We start from the raw sequence: 18699 nt of genomic DNA, 5'->3' as shown, positions 1-18699 counted from the left end.
GTTATCTACTTAAATAGACTCTGCCTTGTAATGGTTCTGTTGCATTATCATTAAATTCTAAAATGTAGAAATAAACACCAACAGGTAACGGTGTATTACTGTTTTTACTTGTACCATCCCATTTTGGTGAATTTATATCACCTTCATATAATTTATTTCCATATCTATTAAATATAGTTAATTTGAAGTTTGGAAATAAATCATTTAAATATAAGATATCAAATACATCATTAATATTATCATTGTTAGGGGAGAATCCATCAGGTATTAATAATTGGCCAACACATTCAATAAAATTAATAGTTACTTCCAATCTTATGCTACTTTCACAACCATTATTTGAAAGAATACTTCCATAATAAATTACACCTTCTTGTAACTCTTCAGTATCAGAATATGCTATGCCACCAGTTTCTTGGTTGTACCAAGTTACGGTTTCAGATTCAACCACGTTGTTGGATAAGTCTGCAATGGTTGCGTTATCTTCAATACAAAACTCTAAGCCACCATCAATAAGTGTTGGAGTTTCCACTTCTTCAACAAAAATTTTAATCGGTTCAATAGAACTTGTATCGGCATTACAGGTCTGATTCTGTAAAAATAAATCGGTTATGGTTACTTCAGTTTCTCCAGGATTTTGTAATAGATTTTGTGGAATTGTAAAATTAGACATTCCTCCAGTTACCGTAATTTCTACGGTATTTGTTGAAGAATTTGAAATGCTTAATTGAAAAACAATTACATAAATTCCGTCATCTAATTGTGTTGCACCTGAGATATTAATTAATATATCTTCTAAACCTGCACAAGCAATATTATCATCATTAACTTCCATTGTAAAACCTGTAACATCAGGTATATCTACAATGTTAACGGTTAAAGTCGCTAAACTAGTTATATTACATTCAACGTTTTCAATAGAATATGTATAATCTCCTGGAGAATCAGTTAATGGGTCAAAAATACCAGTGCCACTAGATAGAGCAGGTGACCACGTACCACCTAAATCTGGTGAACCATTTAAACTGTCAAATAAATCCACAGGATCTGTATTGTCAATACAAATATTTAAAATACTGTCTGTTCCGGCGTTAGGTATAGGTATAACAGTTACAGTAACTTCAGCTGTTGCTGTAGGACATGTAGAATCATTGTTTGTAACAGAATAAGTATAGATTCCTTCTAAGTCAATTGCGGGATCAAAAATTCCAGTACCACTTGCAAGAGCAGGCGACCATGTTCCACCTAAATCTGGTGTGCCTCCTAAACTATTGAATAAATCAATTGCAGCATCATTAAAGCATAATTCTATAGTACCATTTGTTCCTGCATCATTTGCTTCTGAGAAAGTAACTTCTACATTTGCAGAGTCTGTACCACAAGTATTGGTTACTGTATAGGTGTATATACCTTCCGAATCTACTGAAGGATCAATAATTCCAGAACCACTATTTAAAGCAGGCGACCAAACACCACCTGAATCGGGAGTGCCTAATAAACTATTAAACAAGTCTACGGAACCAGTCGATGTACATAAATCTAAAGAGCCATCTGTACCTGCATTTGGAGCTTGCGTTAATATAACAACAACGTCAGCAGAAACATCAGGACAATTTGTAGATGTACTAGAAATTGTATAAGTATAAGTTCCTGCAGCATCAATTGAAGGGTCAAATATACCAGTTCCACTTGATAAAGTTGGAGACCAAATACCACCAGTTTGTGGTGTTCCACCTAAACTATTAAATAAATCGCTTGGAGAATCTGATGTACAAAATTCTATAGCACCATCTGTACCTGCATCAATTAAATCGGATAGCGTTACGGTAACAGTTGCAGAGTCACTACCACAAGCTGTAGTAACCATATAGGTGTACGTTCCTTCAGAGTCAATATTTGGATTAAAAACTCCGGTACCACTCGATAATGTTGGCGTCCATGTTCCTCCTGTTTGTGGTGTTCCTTGTAAGCTATTAAATAAATCTTCAGTAGAGTTACTATCACAAAAAATTAATGTTCCGTAATCTCCAGCATCGGCTTCAGGATCTATAGTTACAATTATTTCAGAAGTCGCATCCGGACATGTAGTATTACTATTGGAAACTGTATAAGTATAAGTTCCGGCTGAATCAACTGAAGGATCAAAAACTCCAGTTCCACTAGATAAAGCAGGAGACCATGTACCACCTGTTTCTGGTGTTCCACCTATACTATTAAATAAATCTGCAGAAGAATCAGAAATACAAAATGTAATTGAACCATTTGATCCTGCGTCATTAGGGTAAGAGTAAGTAACGGTTACTTTTGAAGAATTTGAACCACAAGAATTACTTAATGTATATGTGTATTCACCTTCCGAATCTACTGTTGGATCTATAACTCCTGTACCACTTGATAATGCTGGTGACCATATTCCGCCTGTTTCTGGTGTACCTGTTAAATAATCAAATAAATTAACAACACCAGTAGAAACGCATAAGTCTAAATTTCCATCACCACCTGTATCAGGGGTTTCTATAAAAGTAACTTCAACTTGTGCTGTAGCGTCTGGACAATCAGTTGTAGGGCTAGAAATTGTGTAAATGTAGATACCAGAAGAATCATTGGCTGGATCAAAAATACCAGTGCCACTTAATAGGGCAGGTGACCATGTACCTCCAGCTTGAGGTGTTCCTCCTAAACTGTTAAATAAATCCACTGGTGCATCACTAATACAAAGTTCTATATTACCATCTGTACCAGCATCATTAAGTGCTGTAAATGACACTTCTACTTCAGCAGAACTAGTTCCACATAAGTTTGAAATTGTATAAGTATATATTCCTTCTGGGTCAATAGTTGGGTCAAATAGTCCAGTTCCACTTGAAAGTGTTGGTGACCACGTACCTCCAAGCTGTGGAGTTCCGTTAAGACTATTAAATAAATCTTGAATAGCCGTACTATTACATAAGTTAAGCGTACCATTATTTCCTGCGTTTGCTAATGGGTCAATTGATACAACTACCTCTGCAGTAGCACTAGGACAGCTAGATGTTGAATTAGAAACTGTGTATGTATATGTTCCTGCATTATCAATAGATGGGTCAAATATTCCTGTTCCACTATTAAGTGCAGGTGACCATGTTCCTCCAGATTGGGGAGTTCCATTTAAGCTATTAAATAAATCTATTGAAGCATCTGTAATACATAATGATGCCGTACCATTTAAACCTGCATCATTTGGTAATGAAAATGTCACAGTTACTTTAGCCGAATTGGTTCCACATAGGTTACTAAGTGTATATGTATACTCACCCTCAGGATCAATATTTGGGTCAAAAATTCCTGTTCCACTAGCCAGAGCAGGAGACCACGTTCCGCCGCTTTGAGGAGAATTTGTAAGATAATTGAATAAGTCAACCGAACCATCTGATGTACACAAATCTAATACACCATTATTACCAGCATTTGGTTCTTCTAATATATTTACTGCTACAGTTGAACTTTCTGAAGGGCAGCTGCTACTATTAGAAACGGTATACGTGTAAACAGCAGCAGAATCAATTGAAGGGTCAAAAACTCCTGTACCACTGTTAAGCGTAGGTGTCCAAGTACCTCCAATTTGAGGCGAACCGCCTAAACTGTTAAATAAATCTATCGGAGAATCTGAGGCACAAATATCAATGGCAGAATTGGTACCTGCATTATTGGCATTTTCTATAGAAACGGTTATTTCTGCAATACTGCTCCCACAATTTATGGAGGATATGGTGTAGGTATATACGCCTTCAGGGTCGATAGAAGGGTCAAAAACTCCTGTTCCACTTGCCAGTGAAGGTGACCAAGTACCTCCAATTTGAGGAGAACCGAGTAAACTATCAAATAAATTGACAGAATTAGATACACTACATATTAGTAATGTGTTATCTTGACCTGCATCTGGAGATGTTTCAATTGTAACTTCAACAGTGGCTGTATCGTCAGAACAAGGTCCTGTTCCTGTAGTCGTATATGTATAAGTTTGTGCTGTATCAATTAATGGATCAAAAATTCCGGTACCACTATTTAATGTAGGTGTCCATGTGCCGCCTAATTGAGGTGATCCACCAAGACTATCAATAAGGTCTATAGTGCCATCAGCTGTACAGACTACTACAGCGCCATTTGTACCTGCATTTAAAAATGGAGATATAGTAATGGTTACAGTTGCAGATGCATCTGCACAAGGGTCTGTACCTGAAACAGTGTATGTATATACACCTTCTGGATTTAATAATGGGTCGAAAATATTGGTTCCACTACTCAGTGAAGGAGACCATGTACCACCAGTGTCAGGTGTACCACCAAGACTTGCAAATAAATCTATGGTACCATCATTATCGCATACATTTAATGTTGTATCAGTGCCTGCATTTGGCTCTTGAATTATAGAGACGTTCACATTTGCGGAAGCATCAGGACAAGGAGAAATGCCTGCAATAGTATACGTGTAGATACCAGCAGAATCAATTGCTGGGTCAAAAATTCCGGTACCACTTGATAAGGCAGGCGACCAAGTTCCTCCAGTTTCAGGTGTGCCACCTAGATTACTAAATAAATCTACCGTTGCTAGATCATTACTACAAATTAAAAGAGTGGCATCAGTGCCTGCATCGTGCAATGGGTTTACAACCACTGTAACTGTAGCAGAATCAGCAGGACAAGGTGCGTTTTCTGAAAAGGAATAAGTATATGTCGTTGCTGGATCAATTGCTGGGTCAAAAACTCCAGTACCACTAGAGAGAGCAGGAGTCCATGTACCACCTAAATCTGGTGTTCCTCCTAGACTATCAAATAAATCTACCGTTCCATCATTAGTACATAAATTTATCGTGCCATTTTCACCTGCATCTTGATAGATGTTTACAGTTATTTCAACAGTGGCTATGGCATCAGTACAAGGAGCGTTACCAGTTACAGTATATGAGTATATTCCAGCATTGTCAATTGCTGGGTCAAAAATTCCAGTACCACTATTTAATGCAGGTGTCCAAGTTCCTCCAGTTTCAGGAGAACCACCTAAGCTTAAAAATAAATCTATTGGTGCATCACTATCGCATAGTGTTTCTGATCCGTTAGTTCCTGCATCAGGTGCAGGTATAATATTTACGGTAATAGTTGCAGATTCATCTGGACAACTATTTCCAGATGTAACTGTGTAGACGTAATCACCAGGAGAATCCGTAGTTGGGTCAAAAACTCCAGTTCCACTATTTAAGGTTGGAGACCAGGTTCCTCCAGATTCTGGCGTACCTCCAAGGCTGTCAAAGAGATTAAAAGTAGATCCTGTGTCATTTTCACATATCTCCAATGTGCCGTCTTCACCTGGATCAGGTCCAGTAACTAAAACTGCCAAAACAGGCAAGCGACCAATACTTTCACAAGGAGGGTCTACAGTTGTCGCATAATATGTTTGACCGTTAATTAATGGAGTGCTACTATCTAATGGAAAAGCAGAAAATAAAGATATATACCAATTATTATCACCACTTGCCACTAAATCACCAACTGTAGGTGTATTGCCAGTTGAGATACAGAACTCTTGGATCATATCTCCTGTTGGCGTAGGATTTAAACCTACATTTACTAATACCGCAAGTCTAGATGTTCTACAACTTCCATCAGTACTTGCTTGATCTGCATAATATATTGTTCCATCTATCAGAGGTGTTGTGTTGTTTAAAGCTACACCTCCTGTTGCAGATAAGTACCATTGTACATCATTACCAACTGCAACTAAATCTGCAACCGTAGCTAAAGAAGGTGAATCAACACAAAATCCTTGAAAATTATCACCTGTGGGAGCCACATAAATTGTTACAGTTACCTGAGATCTTACACCACAAGTACCAGTACTATCGTCGGCATAATAGTCTTCACCGTTAATAAGGTTTTCTGAGTTGGATAATGGTGTTGTTGATGTTGCTGTATCGTACCATACAACGCCACCACCATTATCGGTGGCCATTAAATCTCCAACTAATAGAGATTCAATATTACAAAAGGACTGTGCATTATTTGTAACCGTAGGACATTGAGCATTAACAGTGTTAAATGCACTTAATGAGGCTAAAAGAAGAAACGCTAATAGTATAGAATGACTTTTAAAACTGTACTTGTTGGCTTTCATTAAAAAAATTTAAAAAATAATTACTTTTAGTTGAAATCGATGCCATGGATTAAGAACAGCAAGTTCAAAATAAAATCGTTGTCTTGCTAATTTGTCAGATTAGGGGGCAACAAATATATGTAAATAGCGCCTACTTAGCAAAATAAAAATTTATCTGTTTTATGGCAGTTGTTAATTTTTAAAGTATTCTAAATTAATCAATTTCTATTAATCCTTCGTTAGAATTATATTGTAATAGATGAATACCCGTGTTTAAATAATTGGTTTCATTAGATTTTTTATATTCAAATCTTAAATGTGGATGCTCTGAAACTATATTGTTTACAGAGTTTTCAAAAGAAGTATCTTGAGAAAGTCTCAATAAAATATCTAAAGTGATATCAAAACCTAACAAGGCATGTTTTGAGGGAGATGCACCAAAGACGTCGTTATAACTTCTTTCAAAATCATTAATATCTTTTTTATTTTGAGGGTCTAAAACTGAAGGAAAAATTAATTTTAATACTCTAAATCTCATGTCTGAAACTTCGTTTTGCTTCGGTAATAATGATGATTCTAGTAACACTAATTGTATATTATAATTAGATAACTTACTCATTAAGGTTGTGGTAGAATTTAAAAAGATACTTGTTTTATCACTATCTAAAATTACATAATTAGGTTTATTAGTGCTCAAAGTATTGTCTAAAGTATTTGGACTAAAGTTGCCAGAGTTATCAACTTTTAAATATTTAGCATTAGGAATTATATTTTGAATTAATTCTTTATTTATTGATTGTTCTAAGTTACTGACAACAATAACTCGTGCATTCTGTAGTGCTAAATAATTTAATGTTTTTATTTTTTCTTGCTCTTTTGAAGGTAGAGAAGCATATACTTTAACGCTGTCTGTAGATTTAAGATTAGATTCAATATCAATTATAGAAATGTTTTGGCTAGATTCTATTTCAGGAAAATTTGATGCGTTATCTAAAAATGGTACGAGTAATGCATTTTTTTTGTGAACACTATTTATCTCTAATTTAGATTTAGCAATATTTTTTTTAATTAATGCAACATCGAAATCTAAATTTAATGCTTTAGCAGAATCAATAGCAATTTGAGCACCTTGAAAAAAGTCAATGTAAAATTGTTGGTTGGGGTCTGCATCAACCATTTTTTGTCTTTGTTCTGGAGAACTTAATTCTTGACTAGAAAACGGCGTGTAAAAATACAAGCCTGTTGCCGAAACTGTATTTAAATTAGCGTATAAAGATGCGTTTCTATTATTTGTATTAATTTCTATTTCGTTAGAAGAGTTATCCAATGGTGCTGTCTCAGATGGAGTAAATTCACCTGGATTTCTGGGCATTTTAATAGTATCACCTTTATTAACTGCTACTCTTAGGCTAGGATTTAATTCCATTAAATCTTCCATTGACATTCCTGCTTTTCGAGATAAGCCGTAAAGTGTTTCTTGAGCTTGAATAGTGTAGTCTACATAGTCTCCTTCTTGAGAGGTTGAATTTATTGTTTCGGTAGAAGCTGTTTCTACATTTGTGTCTTCTGTTGTAGAAATATCGGTTGAGTTACTGATATCTATGCGATGACCTGCCATTAACATTTCTACAATATGAGGGTTTTTAGCTTCAAGCTCTGCTATGCTCATATTAAAGCGTCTAGAAAGTTCAAATTTTGTATCACCACGTTGTACCAAATATTCATCAGAATTAGTTGTTACAGAATTCTTGTCTGGAATAATTAATGTTTGTCCGATTTGCAAAAACTCAGAGAGTTGACCAGAATTTGCAGCCTCTAATTGTGCAACACTAATCCCATTTTCTCTAGCAATTCCCCAAAGTGTTTCACCTTTAACCACAATATGTTCACCTTCTTTAGCAACAGGAGTTTCTTCCGCTATGGTTTTATCTATATTAATAATATGTCCGGCTTGTAACATATTTACTATATGCGGATTTTGCTGTTCTAGCATTGCAATACTTACACCAAATCGTCTTGAGAGACCAGATTTTGTTTCCCCACGCTGTACCTCATAATTAGAAATTCCGTTAGCATTATTTTCAGTTTCAGAAGAGGTGTTATTATTATTATTATTATTATCTGAAGAATTTGGAATCAATAATGTTCTCCCTGCATAAATGACGTCTCTAGATCCAGGATTAAGTTCAAAAATAGAGTTCATAGATACTCCATATTGGCGTGAAATTTGGTAAACACTTTCTCCTTTTTTAATAGAATGAACTATGTTATCTTGTTGTGCAATTGCAAGGTTTAAGCTAAAAACCAAAACTATGATAAGCATAAAACATTTCCCCATTCTTAATTGTCATTTAATTATTTAATAGTATTTGTAGCAGGAAAACAAATACAATAATGTTTTATTTTTATCAAGATAAGTTACAAGAAAAGGGGCTGATTCTTGAGCAATTGTAGGAGTTGTCGCCTTACTATGATTGTAAATAAAACCTTCTTTAATACAATAGATAAAATTACTAAAAAAATAGGTCCTATTTTATAATTTAAGAGTTGTTATCAACAGGATATTAACAATTTTTCTGTTGTTTTTTAACTACGTTTTTTTAACTGAAATCGATATTTTGTTCTGTCTAGTTAAAAGACAATTAATAGTTAGCCAATACTAATGGTTATATATTATCTTTGTAACCTTAAATAAGAATAGATGAGTAATATAGTAGCTGTAGTAGGTCGCCCAAATGTTGGGAAATCCACATTTTTTAATCGTCTTATAAAAAGACGCGAAGCTATTGTTGATGCTGTAAGTGGTGTAACACGAGATAGGCATTACGGTAAAACAGATTGGAACGGAAAAGAATTTTCTTTAATAGATACAGGTGGTTACGTAGTAGGTAGTGATGATATTTTTGAAGCCGAAATAGATAAGCAAGTAGAGTTAGCTATTGATGAAGCTGATGCTATAATTTTTATGGTAGATGTGGAGGCTGGTGTTACTGGTATGGATGAAGATGTCGCTCAATTGTTACGCAAAGTTAAAAAGCCTGTCTTTTTAGTTGTTAATAAAGTTGATAACAATAAACGCTTAGAAGACGCCGTAGAATTTTATTCACTTGGGTTAGGTGAGTATTACCCTATTGCGAGTATAAATGGAAGCGGAACGGGAGATTTATTAGATGCTGTTGTTGAGGCTTTGCCAGAAAAAGAAGAGGTTGAAGAGGATGAATTGCCACGGTTTGCAGTAGTAGGAAGGCCTAATGCAGGTAAATCATCTTTTATTAATGCTTTAATAGGTGAGGAACGCTATATTGTAACAGATATAGCTGGTACTACAAGGGACTCTATTGATACTAAGTACAATCGTTTTGGATTTGAATTTAATCTTGTGGATACAGCAGGAATTAGAAGAAAATCTAAAGTAAAAGAAGATTTAGAGTTTTATTCAGTAATGAGAAGTGTTAGGGCTATTGAATATTCAGACGTTTGTTTATTAGTTTTAGATGCTACTCGTGGTTTCGATGGCCAAGTGCAAAATATATTTTGGTTAGCAGAACGCAACCGAAAAGGCGTTGTTATTTTAGTTAATAAATGGGATTTAATTGAAAAAGAGACTAAGACAGCTAAAGATTTTGAAAAGTACATAAGAGAACAAATTGCGCCTTTTACAGATGTACCAATTGTGTTTATTTCTGTATTAAATAAGCAAAGAATATTTAAAGCAATAGAAACAGCTGTTGAAGTATATAAAAATAGAGCAAAACGTTTAAAAACAAGTGTGCTTAATGATACGCTTTTACCAATTATAGAGCGCCAACCACCTCCTGCTTACAAAGGGAAATTTGTTAAGATTAAATATATTATGCAGTTGCCAACACCGCAACCTCAATTTGCATTTTTCTGTAATTTACCACAATATGTTAAAGAACCATATAAACGTTTTTTAGAAAATAAATTACGAGATGAGTTTGATTTTAATGGAGTGCCAGTAAGTGTATATATGAGGAAAAAGTAAGTTATTATGAAAATTAAAGGCTTACATGTTTTTTTTGCTTTATTGTTTGGTTTTCAGGTTTGTGCGCAAAACTTTCCACCAGAAATAACTATTACTGGTAATCAATTGTATTGCGTAGAAAGTGAAATTCCCATTGTAACCTATGTTTCAATAACCGACCAAAATTCTGAGGACACAACACTAAGCGAAGTTATCATTCAAATTTCTGAAGGTTATGAATTTGGTTTAGATAATTTAAGTTTACAAGGTGATCATCCTAATATAATAGCTTCTTGGAATGCTTCAGAAGGTATATTGGCACTGATTGGTCCTGCAACTTTTACTGAATTTGAAGCAGCGATAGAAAGTACAGTTTTTCAAACTACGCAAACCAACTTTACACAAGATAGGCAGTTCTCGGTTAATTTAGGAAATGCTAATTATTTACCTAGTACAGGTCATTATTATTTTTATGTTTCATCTCCCGGAATTACTTGGACAGAAGCTAGAGATATAGCTGCATCACAAGATTATTTTGGGTTACAAGGTTATTTAGCAACGATAACTACAGAGGAAGAATCGCAATTGGCAGGTGCTCAAAGTTCTGGTACTGGGTGGATTGGTGGTTCTGATGTTGAGTCTGAAGGTACTTGGAAATGGATGACAGGTCCTGAAGAAGGACAAATATTTTGGCAAGGTGAAGCTAACGGTAGTGCGCCTAACGGTATGTTTGCCTTTTGGAATACATCTGAACCTAATAACTTAAACCAAGAACACTATGCACACATTACAGCACCAACAGTGGGTGTTTTGGGAGCGTGGAATGATTTAAGTAATACAGGGGAAATAGATGTAAATTCCGATTATCATCCACAAGGTTATATTGTTGAGTTTGGTGGTATGCCCAATGACCCAGAAATAAATTTATCAGCGAGCAGTAATTTAATTATGCCACGCATAACTATTGAAAACATGGCATTTTGTGGTGCAGATAATTATTCGCTTTCAGTGCAGGCTAACGTTAGTGATGTTTGGTGGTTTGAGTCAGAAACCGCTACAACTCCAATTCATTCAGGTTTAAACTATAATGTTAATATAGATGCATCTACAAGCTTTTGGTTAGCACCTGTTGTACCTGATTGTAATGCAAATTTAGACAGATTACCATTTACCATCACCATCAATCCATTGCCAAATGTTTCTAATATTACAATAATACAGTGTGAGGATAGCGTTATGGATGGTATTTCAAATTTTAACTTAAGCGATTATAATGCTTCTATTGTGGGAGGAAGTTTAAATAATTTTGAAATTGAATTTTTTGAAAATGAAGATTTTACCATTCCAATAAACGATGAAGATTATGTAAATGTTAGTAATAACCAAACCGTGTATGCCTTAGTAACAAACACTATAACAAATTGTAGTAATAGTGCAGAAGTTGTTTTGTCTGTGAATACAACAATTTCAAACACGGCAACTTTAAATGTTTGTGATAATTTTGAAGAAACAGGAATGGTAACTTTCGATTTGTCTTTAGCAGAAAATCAGATTTTGGATGGTGAATCTTCAGATATTACAATTTTAGGTTACTATCAATCTTATAGTGATGCTTTATTGCAAACCAACCAACTTAGTAGTAGTTACACAAACATAGAACCATACAATCAAACAGTATATGCTAGATTAGAACAAAACGGAACTTGTTACAGTATTGCAGAAATATATTTAGTTGTAGATAGTATCCCAGCGCTTTTAGAGGATGAAGACGTTTATTATTGTGTAAATAGTTTTCCCAATACGATATCGCTATATGGAGGTATAGTAAATGATATACCTAACAATTATGCTTATGAATGGTCTACAGGTGAAACTACCATATCTATAGATGTAAATGAAGTTGGTGTTTACGAAGTTTTTGTTACTAAACCATTGGGTTGCACAAATAAGAGAACAATAACTGTATTACCTTCTGCTACTGCAACAGTAGAATCTGTTGAAGTTATTGATTTGTCAGAAAATAATACTATTTCTATTTTGGTATCTGGTGATGGTACATACCTTTTTGCTTTGGATGATGAAAATGGAATCTATCAAGAATCAAATGTATTTAACGATGTGCCTGCTGGTATACATCAAATCTATATTAAAGATGTTAAAGCGGGTTGTGGAATTATTTCTGAAGATATCGCGGTTTTAGGTTTTCCAAAGTTCTTTACACCAAATGGTGATGCTAAAAATGAAACTTGGCAAATAAAAGGATTTGTGTCACTAAACAATAGTCCTATTAGCGTAAAAATATTTAACCGTTATGGTAAGTTATTAGCGACACTAAATTCGCAAAATTCATCTTGGGATGGCTCACATAACGGAAAACTTATGCCAACCGATGATTATTGGTTTGTAGCAGAGCTTAATGAAGGTAGAACAAACCAAGGGCATTTTACTTTAAAACGCTAATTAAAAATTTTTACCAGCTTCCACCAGCGCCTCCACCAGAGAATCCGCCTCCGCCTCCAAAGCCACCTCCAAAACTACCGCCTCCAGAGCTGCCACCAAATCCTCCTCCAAAATCTCCAGAAGATGAACCTCTTGAGTAGCTTCCTCTTCCCATATTACTTAAAATAATAGCTTCGAGTATACTTCTGGCATCATCAGAATTATGATTTCCGCCACCACGTCCGTTTCCACCACCTCGAGTTTTAGAAATAGCAATTACAAAAATTATAAATATGATGAACAAAAAGAGGATAACTTCAAAAGGTATGCCTTCTGAAGATGATTGCTTTCTATTGTTTTTGTACGCACCACTAAGCACATCAAAAATAGCATCTGTTCCTTTATCTAAACCACTATAATAATCCCTTCTTTTAAATTCTGGGATGATGACATTTCTAGTTATTTCTCCTACAGTACCTGCTGTTAATCTATCTTCTACACCATATCCTGGAGAAATCCATATGTCTCTATCATTTATGGCTAATAAAATAAAAACACCGTTATCCTCTTCAGCTTGGCCAATTCCCCATTTATGTCCCCATTTTGGGGTTAGTAAACCTATGTTTTCGCCTTTTGTTGTGGGTATTATAGCAACAATAACTTCTGTAGATGTACTATCACTATAATGTTGTAATTTTTGGGTTAGTGCATTAAATTCGTATTTCTGTAAGGTGCCTGTACTGTCTATAACAGGCGGAATGTATTTTGGTTTGTCGGGTATATTATATTGTGCATTTGCAGTAAAAAATAAACTTGTAAAAATGCTTAATACAATGGTTATAAATAAGTGCTTGAATTTATACATTAGCCTTTAGAAATTGTATTATCAAGTTCGTTAGTGTCTTCCTGCTGCCAAGGGAAATGGGTAGATAATTCTCGTCCTGCTTGTTCAATCCCCTTAATTAAACCTTCACTAAAATTTCCTGTTTTAAAATGCGAAGCAATGATATCTCTTGTAGAATTCCAGAAATTCTTATCCACAACAGCATTAATTGCTGTATCACCATAAATCACAAAAGATTTATTTTCAACAGCAACGTAAATTAATACACCATTTTGTTCTCTGGTGTTATCCATTTTTAAGTTATAAAAAACCTCTACAGCGTGTTCAAAAATATCACTTTCGCAATGCTTTTCTATGTGAACACGGATTTCTCCAGATGTGTTTTTCTCTGCATTTCGTATAGCTTCAACGATTCTCTCTTCATCCTTGGTACTAAGAAAATCTTCAAGTTTAGACATGTTATTAATTTATTAAAAATCAAATTCTACATCTACAGGTTTTTCAGCACCAGCTTCAGCATCAAAATATGGTTTTTCATCAAAATTTAAAAAACCTGCTAAAATACTATTAGGAAATGTGTTAACATGAATGTTGTAAGGCTTTATCTTTTCATTATAGCGTGTTCTTGCGGTTTGTATAGTGTTCTCTGTACTGGTTAGCTCATCTTGTAGTTTTAAGAAATTCTGATTTGTTTTTAAATCTGGATATTTCTCTACAGTAACAAGTAATCTAGATAAAGCACTACTTAATCCACCTTGTGCTTGGTTAAAGGCTTTTAACTGCTCTGGTGTAATGTTAGAAGGGTCTATTGTAGTTTTTGTAGCTTCAGAACGTGCTTTAATTACGGCTTCTAAAGTGCTTTTTTCAAAATCGGCAGCTCCTTGTACCGTTTTAACTAAGTTGCCAATAAGGTCATTACGTCTTTGGTAGGAAGTTTGCACATTTCCCCAAGATTCTTTTACATTTTCATTTAATGTTACAGCCTCATTGTTAAAGTTTTTTCCCCAAGAATATAAAGCAAATCCTAAAAGTGCAATTATAATAACAGGAACGAGCCATTTTTTCATAATAGTTTAGTTTAAAGTTGTGTTTTTATTTTTGTTAGTTGTGCTTTTATACCTTCAAGTTTTTCTATAATGGCGAACTTATCTAAAGCTTGTTTTTTTTCTTCTTTAAGGTGTGTTTTAGCGCCTTCGAGAGTAAAACCTCTTTCTTTTACTAAATGGTAAATGAACTTAAGGTTCTTAATATCCTCAGGCGTAAATTTTCTGTTGCCTTTAGCGTTTTTCTTTGGCTTTAAAGCATCAAATTCTTTTTCCCAAAATCTAATTAAAGAAGCATTAACTTTAAAAGCTTTGGCTACTTCGCCAATGCCATAATATCGTTTTTCTGGTAAATCTATATGCATCTTAATCTAGAGATTGGTTTTCTAACGATGCTTTCTTTAGCAGTATGTCATATTCTTCTGCAGACAAGTTTCCGTAGTAAAAATTAATTGGGTTTATACGTTCACCATCTTTAAAAACTTCATAATGTAGGTGAGGTGCTTCAGAGCGCCCTGTACTACCAACAAAACCAATTAAGTCGCCACGTTTAACACGTTGGTTAACTTTAACGTTATACTTATATAAGTGTGCGTACAATGAAATATAACCGTAACCATGGTCTATTCTAATATGATTTCCGTAACCTGTAGAGTTGTTATCTGCTCGCTTAACTACACCATTTCCCGAAGCATAAATTGGGGTGCCTCTTGGTGCTGTAAAATCCATACCAAAATGAAATTTTCTAACCTTTGTAAAAGGATCAGTTCTATAACCATAACCAGATGCCATACGTGTTAAATTTTCGTTACTAATTGGCTGTATAGCAGGTATGGCTTCTAAAAACTTTTCTTTATCTTCTGCAAGTCTGGCAATCTCATCTAAGGATTTAGATTGTACTACAATTGCTTTTTCTAAAATATCTAGACGTTTATTACTCTCAGCAATTAATTGAGAATTATTATATCCTTCATATTTTTTGTAACGGTTAATACCTCCAAAACCAGCTCTACGTTGTTCCGTAGGTATAGGGTTTGCTTCAAAATATAGTCTGTAAATAGCGTTATCACGTTCTTCTACATTTTCTAGTGCGGCAAATGCGTCATCTGTTCGTTTTTTGAGCAATTCAAATTGCAATTCCATGTTTTGCAATTCTCTAGCCATTTCACGTTCTTTAGGTGACTCTATGTATTGACTGGCAATAAAAAAAGACAAGAAACCAAATAGTGCTGCAGCTGTTAAAAATACCACAGCATATTTAAAAGTTGTTCGTTTCTTACGCTTTATTTTGCGGTAAGAAAGCGTTTCAGAATCATAATAATATTTTACTTTAGCCATCTTTGAATTTATACTATTTTTGCAGCAAATAAGTGCACAAAGTAAGCATCTTATTTAAGCGTAACTTTCAAACCTACAAAAATTATATCAATTTAATTTTTAATGTAGTTAATTTGTGAGGTCACAAACACCATATTTTAAATTAAAAAATGGTGAGTAAAGATAAAAAAATGTTTTTCAATTACGCAATTTATTAAAAACTAGCTTTAATTTTAATATATGAAGTCTCAAGAAATCCGTTCTAAATTTTTAAACTTTTTTGAAGGAAAACAGCACTTAATTGTTCCTTCTGCACCAATGGTATTAAAGAATGATCCAACACTGATGTTTGTAAATTCTGGAATGGCACCATTTAAAGAGTATTTTCTTGGTAATACTGAACCAAAGAACAATAGAATTACAGATTCTCAAAAATGTCTACGTGTTTCTGGCAAGCATAACGATTTAGAGGAAGTTGGTTACGATACCTATCACCATACATTATTTGAAATGTTAGGGAACTGGAGTTTTGGTGATTATTTTAAAAAAGAAGCCATAGCTTGGGCTTGGGAACTTTTAACCGAAGTTTACGGTATTGATAAAGATATCTTATATGTTACCGTTTTTGAAGGTAGTAATGACAATGATAAGCTAGAAATGGACACGGAAGCTTATAATATCTGGAAACAATATATTGCTGAAGACCGCATTTTAAAAGGCAATAAGAAAGATAATTTCTGGGAAATGGGTGATCAAGGTCCTTGTGGTCCTTGTAGTGAAATTCATGTAGATATAAGGTCAAAGGCAGAAAAAGAAAAAGTAGATGGTAAATCTTTAGTTAATATGGATCATCCGCAGGTTGTAGAAGTCTGGAATTTGGTTTTTATGCAATACAACCGAAAAGCAAATGGTATACTAGAAGATTTACCTAATAAACATATTGATACAGGTATGGGATTTGAACGGCTTTGTATGGTTTTACAAGGTGTGCAATCTAATTATGACACTGATGTTTTTACACCAATTATACGTGAGATAGAAACCATAACAAATAAAAATTATGGTAAGGATGAAAAGGCAGATGTGGCTATAAGAGTGATTTCGGATCATGTAAGAGCTGTTGCATTTTCTATTGCAGATGGTCAATTACCTAGTAATACTGGTGCAGGTTACGTTATTCGAAGAATTTTACGTAGAGCTGTGCGTTATGGATTTACCTTTTTAGATAAAAAAGAACCTTTTATATATCGTTTAGTAGATGTGTTGAGCAAAAAAATGGGTGAGGCATTCCCAGAATTAAGTGCGCAGAAAACATTAATAGAAAATGTTATTAAGGAAGAAGAAACCTCTTTTTTAAGAACATTGGATCAAGGTTTAGTATTGTTAAATAGAATTGTAGAAGAAACAAAAGGCGATACCGTTTCAGGAGAAAAAGCTTTTGAATTATATGATACTTACGGATTTCCTATTGATTTAACAGCTTTAATTTTGTCTGAAAAGCATTTAAAATTAGACGAAAAAGGCTTTAAAGAAGAATTACAAAAACAGAAAAATAGATCACGTTCGGCAAGTGAAACATCTACCGAAGATTGGATTGTATTATTTGAAGATGAAGCACAAGAGTTTATTGGCTACGATTCTGAAGAAGCAACTGTAAAAATTGCTAAGTATCGTAAAGTAACCTCTAAAAAAGATGGTGAAATGTACCAATTGGTTTTTAACCTAACACCATTTTATCCAGAAGGTGGTGGGCAAGTAGGAGACAAAGGCTTTTTAGAAGATAAGCATGGTGACGTTGTATATATATTAGATACAAAAAAAGAAAATAATGTTGTTTACCACTTAACAAAAGAACTACCAAATCATTTAAATGATAGTTTTAAGGCAATTGTAAGTAGCGAACATAGGGCATTATCTTCTAGTAACCACACTGCAACACACTTATTACATCAAGCATTAAGAACTATTTTAGGTGAGCATGTAGAACAGAAAGGTTCTCTTGTAAAACCAGAGTCTTTACGTTTTGATTTTTCTCATTTCTCTAAAGTAACTGCAGAGCAATTACAAGAAATAGAAGACTTTGTAAATGCTAGAATTGAAAGTAAATTACCTTTAGAAGAAGGACGAAATGTTCCGATGGAGAAAGCAATTGAAGATGGTGCCATGGCATTATTTGGAGAGAAATATGGCGATACGGTTAGAACAATAAGATTTGGGAAATCTATAGAATTATGTGGTGGAATCCATGTTAAAAACACCTCTGATATTTGGCACTTTAAAATTATATCTGAAGGTGCTGTTGCTGCCGGAATACGAAGAATTGAAGCAATAACTAATAAATCGGTTAGAGATTATTTTTCTGAGAATAATGAAACCTATTTACAAATGAAAGGTTTGCTTAATAATGCAAAGGAACCTGTAAAGGCATTAACTAATCTTCAAGATGAAAATACGGAATTAAAAAAACAAATAGAAAGCTTATTAAAAGACAAAGCAAAACATATTAAAGATGAATTAAAGAATGAAATAACTGAGATTAATGGTGTTCAATTCTTAGCTAAAAAACTAGATTTAGATGCCTCAGGAATTAAAGATGTATGTTTTGAATTAGGAAGTCAGTTTGATAATTTGATGCTTTTATTTGGAGCTGAAAATAATGGTAAAGCCATTCTGTCTTGCTATATCTCTAAGGAATTAGTGGCTAGCAAAAATTTAAATGCTGGGACTATTGTAAGAGAATTAGGAAAACACATCCAAGGAGGAGGAGGAGGACAACCTTTCTTTGCTACTGCAGGAGGGAAAAATCCACAAGGTATTGAAGTTGCTTTAGAGGCTGGGAAGACTTATTTAGGATAAATAGATATTTGGAAATTTTAAAAGTTACAGAGCTACTAAGCAACAAAGAAATAAAAGTAAATATTTCGTCGCTGAGACGCTAAGTCGC

General features: G+C 34.2%; 10 protein-coding genes. 3 read left to right on the top strand and 7 right to left on the bottom strand.

Annotation, left to right across the window (positions count from 1 at the left end; translation table 11 throughout):
- Position 1: 1 nt before the first annotated feature.
- Positions 2-6148, bottom strand: coding sequence for a gliding motility-associated C-terminal domain-containing protein (locus GN138_RS14885; protein ID WP_157364794.1), 6147 nt, complete (start codon positions 6146-6148; stop codon positions 2-4).
- 193 nt (positions 6149-6341) lie between these two features.
- On the bottom strand, positions 6342-8450 hold the full coding sequence (locus GN138_RS14880) for a muramidase family protein (protein ID WP_197429361.1): 2109 nt from the start codon (positions 8448-8450) through the stop codon (positions 6342-6344).
- A gap of 378 nt (positions 8451-8828) precedes the next feature.
- Here GN138_RS14880 and der point away from each other — a divergent pair, with 378 nt between their 5' ends.
- Together der and GN138_RS14870 are read left to right on the top strand one after the other, a co-directional pair.
- Positions 8829-10133 (top strand): ribosome biogenesis GTPase Der, encoded by a 1305-nt coding sequence (gene der, locus GN138_RS14875; protein ID WP_157364792.1) that lies wholly within the window; start codon positions 8829-8831, stop codon positions 10131-10133.
- A 6-nt stretch (positions 10134-10139) separates the two neighbouring features.
- Positions 10140-12572: a T9SS type B sorting domain-containing protein gene (locus GN138_RS14870; RefSeq protein ID WP_157364791.1), complete on the top strand. Its 2433-nt coding sequence runs from the start codon at positions 10140-10142 to the stop codon at positions 12570-12572.
- A 10-nt stretch (positions 12573-12582) separates the two neighbouring features.
- Here the strand turns inward: GN138_RS14870 and GN138_RS14865 are convergent, their stop codons facing one another.
- The 5 genes from GN138_RS14865 to GN138_RS14845 are packed head-to-tail and all read right to left on the bottom strand — an operon-like array spanning position 12583 to position 15776.
- Entirely contained in the window at positions 12583-13416 is an 834-nt protein-coding gene (locus GN138_RS14865) for a TPM domain-containing protein (RefSeq protein ID WP_157364790.1), read from the bottom strand.
- Positions 13416-13853, bottom strand: coding sequence for a TPM domain-containing protein (locus GN138_RS14860; RefSeq protein ID WP_157364789.1), 438 nt, complete (start codon positions 13851-13853; stop codon positions 13416-13418). The genes GN138_RS14865 and GN138_RS14860 overlap by 1 nt, the downstream gene beginning before the upstream one ends.
- Positions 13854-13865: 12 nt before the next feature.
- Positions 13866-14462: a LemA family protein gene (locus tag GN138_RS14855; protein ID WP_157364788.1), complete on the bottom strand. Its 597-nt coding sequence runs from the start codon at positions 14460-14462 to the stop codon at positions 13866-13868.
- An 11-nt stretch (positions 14463-14473) separates the two neighbouring features.
- On the bottom strand, positions 14474-14803 hold the full coding sequence (locus GN138_RS14850; RefSeq protein WP_157364787.1) for a MerR family transcriptional regulator: 330 nt from the start codon (positions 14801-14803) through the stop codon (positions 14474-14476).
- Between the two features lies 1 nt (position 14804).
- The gene (locus GN138_RS14845) at positions 14805-15776 is read right to left on the bottom strand and encodes a M23 family metallopeptidase (RefSeq protein WP_157364786.1); all 972 of its coding nucleotides are present in this window, start codon (positions 15774-15776) and stop codon (positions 14805-14807) included.
- 219 nt (positions 15777-15995) lie between these two features.
- On the opposite strand from GN138_RS14845, the gene alaS reads away from it, so the two are divergent.
- On the top strand, positions 15996-18611 hold the full coding sequence (alaS, locus tag GN138_RS14840) for an alanine--tRNA ligase (RefSeq protein WP_157364785.1): 2616 nt from the start codon (positions 15996-15998) through the stop codon (positions 18609-18611).
- The last annotated feature ends 88 nt before the right edge of the window (positions 18612-18699 follow it).

The sequence above is a fragment of the Winogradskyella endarachnes genome (assembly GCF_009741275.1).
GTDB classification, from domain to species: domain Bacteria; phylum Bacteroidota; class Bacteroidia; order Flavobacteriales; family Flavobacteriaceae; genus Winogradskyella; species Winogradskyella endarachnes.
Note: the sequence above shows the minus strand (reverse complement) of the source record. Positions and strands in the feature narration are given on the sequence as shown.

Coding starts and splice junctions, on each gene's coding strand:
- GN138_RS14885 (WP_157364794.1), bottom strand. CDS start 6,148: ATGAAAGCCAACAAGTACAGTTTTAAAAGTCATTCTATACTATTAGCG.
- GN138_RS14880 (WP_197429361.1), bottom strand. CDS start 8,450: ATGCTTATCATAGTTTTGGTTTTTAGCTTAAACCTTGCAATTGCACAA.
- der (WP_157364792.1), top strand. CDS start 8,829: ATGAGTAATATAGTAGCTGTAGTAGGTCGCCCAAATGTTGGGAAATCC.
- GN138_RS14870 (WP_157364791.1), top strand. CDS start 10,140: ATGAAAATTAAAGGCTTACATGTTTTTTTTGCTTTATTGTTTGGTTTT.
- GN138_RS14865 (WP_157364790.1), bottom strand. CDS start 13,416: ATGTATAAATTCAAGCACTTATTTATAACCATTGTATTAAGCATTTTT.
- GN138_RS14860 (WP_157364789.1), bottom strand. CDS start 13,853: ATGTCTAAACTTGAAGATTTTCTTAGTACCAAGGATGAAGAGAGAATC.
- GN138_RS14855 (WP_157364788.1), bottom strand. CDS start 14,462: ATGAAAAAATGGCTCGTTCCTGTTATTATAATTGCACTTTTAGGATTT.
- GN138_RS14850 (WP_157364787.1), bottom strand. CDS start 14,803: ATGCATATAGATTTACCAGAAAAACGATATTATGGCATTGGCGAAGTA.
- GN138_RS14845 (WP_157364786.1), bottom strand. CDS start 15,776: ATGGCTAAAGTAAAATATTATTATGATTCTGAAACGCTTTCTTACCGC.
- alaS (WP_157364785.1), top strand. CDS start 15,996: ATGAAGTCTCAAGAAATCCGTTCTAAATTTTTAAACTTTTTTGAAGGA.